The organism is Aquiflexum sp., from assembly GCF_041749095.1.
Classification (GTDB): domain Bacteria; phylum Bacteroidota; class Bacteroidia; order Cytophagales; family Cyclobacteriaceae; genus Aquiflexum.
In genome coordinates this window covers 1-3,645 of sequence record NZ_JBGTCA010000024.1, presented here as the reverse complement: position 1 = coordinate 3,645, position 3,645 = coordinate 1, and the positions used below count along the sequence as shown (strand labels likewise).

The following is a 3,645-nucleotide window of genomic DNA, read 5'->3' as shown; positions in this document are numbered from 1 at the left end:
GAAGGTTAACTTGAATCTTTTCTCGATGGTTATTACCTTTAATCCGCCATATTAGTGTTAACATGACAACCTAGTCCTTTATCCTTCATCCCCTCTCCTTCATCCTGTTCTTCGGACTTCCGACTTCAAACTTCATCATTTCTCCCTTCCCAAATATTCATTGGGAGTCATCTGATAGGTTTCTTTGAAGCATTTGATAAAATAGGATGGGGAACTGAAACCTACTGCATAAGCAATTTCCGAAATGGAATCACCTGATTTTTCAAGTCTTTGGAGCGCAAGCCTGAGTCTTTGGTCGCGGATAAAAGCTGATGTTGAGAGACCGGTAAGTGCAGTTAATTTTCGATGAAGCTGCATTCTGCTCATGCCAAGTTTTTTGCAGAATTCGTCCACGGTGAAGTTGGAGTCCCCAAGATCCTCGTCCACTATATTTTGGACTTTCTCCAGGAATTTTTCATCTGTGGAAGTGACCGCAATTTCATTGGGGGCAATGCTGGTTTTGCCAGAATACCTGATCCTTAAATCCCTTCTCAATTCGATCAGTTTCTGAATTCTTACCAAAAGCTGTTTGATTCCAAATGGCTTGAGCATATAGTCATCTGCACCGACTTCCAGTCCTTTTAGGATATGATCTTCCTCGGATTTTGCTGTAAGTAAAATGATCGGAATATGAGAGGTTTTTTCGTCGGATTTGAGTTTTCCGCAGAGTTCTATGCCGTCCATTTCCGGCATCATCACATCTGATATGATCAGATCCGGGATTTTTTTCAATGCCAAAAACAGACCCTCCCGCCCATTATCAGCCTCAATGATGTTGTAATATGGCCTGAGTTCGCCGACAATGAAAGACCTGACCTTGAAATTGTCCTCAACGACCAAAACCAGCGGAGCATCTTCCTCAGCCACTAATTCGGGTCCTTTGGGTTTTTGGCCTTCATCATAATCTTCTTCCTCAATCACCTGTTCGGGCCTAAAAGAATATTTTTCTATTGGGAGAGTGATAATAACTTTAAAAATATCCTTGTCCTCCAGGTGCAGGTCAATCTTTCCTTTATGGAGTTCCACCAAGTCTTTGACCAAAGGAAGACCGATCCCAAAACCTTCTGATTTGGTATCCGGCTTATAGAATTTATCAAAAAGATGAGAAATTTCAATTTTGGAATAATTGACCAAACTATGATTGGAAACCGTGAGATTTAGATGGTTCTCTTTGATCCTTGATTTGACCATCACTTCTGACCCCGGTTTTCCGTATTTGATGGCATTCTGCAAGAGGTTTCCGACAATTTTTTCAATTTTGTCAGGATCAAACCATACTTCAGTCATCAGGGGGATTTCTGTCCTGATCCTGATGTCTTTTTCAGAAGCGAAATAGAAAAAATTTGAAACGATGGACTGTAGCAGCAGACCCAAGTTTCCTTTTTCAATTCTCAGTTGAAGTTTGCCGGATTTGATTTTTGATACTTCAAGCAATTGATCCACAAGGTTAAGCAGGCGTTGGGAATTCTGTTTGATCAGATTGAGCTGAGACTTAAATACAGGGTTTTCTGACTGGGTCATCAGCCTTTCTACAGGTCCGGCTATCAGTGTCAGCGGTGTTCTGAATTCATGGGAAATATTGGTAAAGAAATTGGTTTTGAACCGGTCTATTTCCATTAGTCTGTCCGCTTCCTCCTCCTTCATCCTGATCACGAATTTTATTTGCCATCGCCATTTGAGGTATTGGTATATCCAGACTACCGCCAATGTGAAAAAAAGCAAATAGGCCAGTTTTGCCCAAATGCTCAGGTACCAGGGTGGAAGTATGGTCAGCTGAAGCGAAACAGGTGATTCAGACCAAATACCGTCATAGTTGCTGGATTTGACCAAAAAATTATAGGAACCTGGCGCAAGATTGGTGTACCTCGCCTGATGGTTGTTTCCGGACTGAATCCAGTTATCATCATGGTTTTCAAGTTTGTATTGGAATTCGTTTTTGTCAGGAGAAGAAAACACCAAACTTGCCATATTGATGGTCAGGGTGTTTTCATTATGTTTTAGCTTGATGTCATCATAGATGGCGACCGGTCTGTCAAAAGCAAATAACCCTGTGATAGCTGTTTTTGGTGGAATTTCATTCAGGGAAATATCTTCAGAGTTGAACCAATAAAAGCCTTCCAAACTACCAAAATATAGCGAACCGTCTTTGTTTTTGAAATATGCACCGGTATTGAATTCGGTGGCGAGACCATCATAATTGGTATAGTTGGTGATGGCATAATCAGACGAATTGGAAGATGGTACGGTTATTTTTGTAATCCCTTTGTTGGAGCTAAGCCAAAGGTTGTCCACAGCATCGGGCAAAATCCCATAGATTACATCATTTGCCAACCCCTCTTTAGTGGAAATTCTGGTCAACTCCCAATTGTCAACGTTGAGGGCATTGATTCCCGATCCATTGGTTCCGATCCATAATGTGTTTTTTCCGTCAAAGTACAGGGATTTGATGTTGTTGGAGGAAATGGAGTTGGGATCGTCATGTTGGTGTGCTATGGGATAGAATTTTTCTGAATCAATTTCAAATCTGGCTATACCCTGATTTTCAGTCCCAATCCATAATTGACCTTTTCGGCCATCTTCAATTGTACGGATATTGTTGCCGGGGATACTGTTGGGATCATTGGGGTCATGGGTAAATTTCCGGACCACACCTTTTTGGGGATCAAACTGGATCAGCCCATCATTCCGGGTGGCGAGCCAAAATCTTTCTTCTCTGTCTTTGAATATTTTCCAAATGGTATTGCTTGGTAAGGGAACCCTGCTTTCGGAATTATAGTGGGTGAAATAGCCTTTTTCCAGATCCATAATACTGAGACCCTCTTCCTGATAGCCAATCCAAAGCTTGCCTGCACCATCTCCCATTAAACTCATGACCCTATCACTTAATATGCTATTAGTGGATTTTCCTTCACTTGACAAGGTTTCCCATGTTTTGGTCTTTGGATCAAAAGAGGTAAGACCTTTGCCGGATGTCCCTATCCAAATCCTGTCTTTTTCATCTACATACAATGCCCTTATAACGTCAATATTGATATTTTCCGGGACCTGTTGGTTGTGAAAGAAATTGAATTTTTCCAGGTAAGTATCATGAAAACTCAAGCCGGCACCATCAGTTCCAAACCACAAAGTCCCAGTGTAATCTTCAAAAAGGCATAGGACATCATTATAATGTACCGATCTTGGATTCTGTTTTTGGTAAACATAATTTTGAGAAGTCCTGTCTTTTGTGTTCAGCTGAATAATTCCCTGCCCATAAGTTGCCACCCAAATCCTCCCCTTGGTATCCAACATGAGATCCAAAATCATTCGTTTTTCAAAATTTACCGGAAGATTGTCTAAAACAGAAGTGATGGGTTTGATTGATCTTTCACCATTTTTGATCAGCCAGATTCCTGCATTCAAGGTGCCAATCCAAATATTTCCTTCGGAATCAGTGATAGCACATGAGTAGATGTTGTTGTCATTGGGCAATTCAAAACCAGTGACAGCTTGATTTTGTGTATTCAACACCACCACACCATCATTAAATGTCAATAATAGGTGTTGCCCATCAAAATCAGAAATGTCCAATATCTCCCGAGCCGGATCCGTCCAGATCATTTCGGG

At 41.2% G+C, this 3,645-nt stretch carries 1 protein-coding gene; it reads right to left on the bottom strand.

The window, feature by feature from the left end:
- Nucleotides 1–135 precede the first annotated feature (135 nt).
- Nucleotides 136–3,645 (bottom strand): two-component regulator propeller domain-containing protein (locus ACEW8O_RS01755; protein ID WP_373492904.1); only part of this gene is annotated, 3,510 nt, incomplete at its 5' end.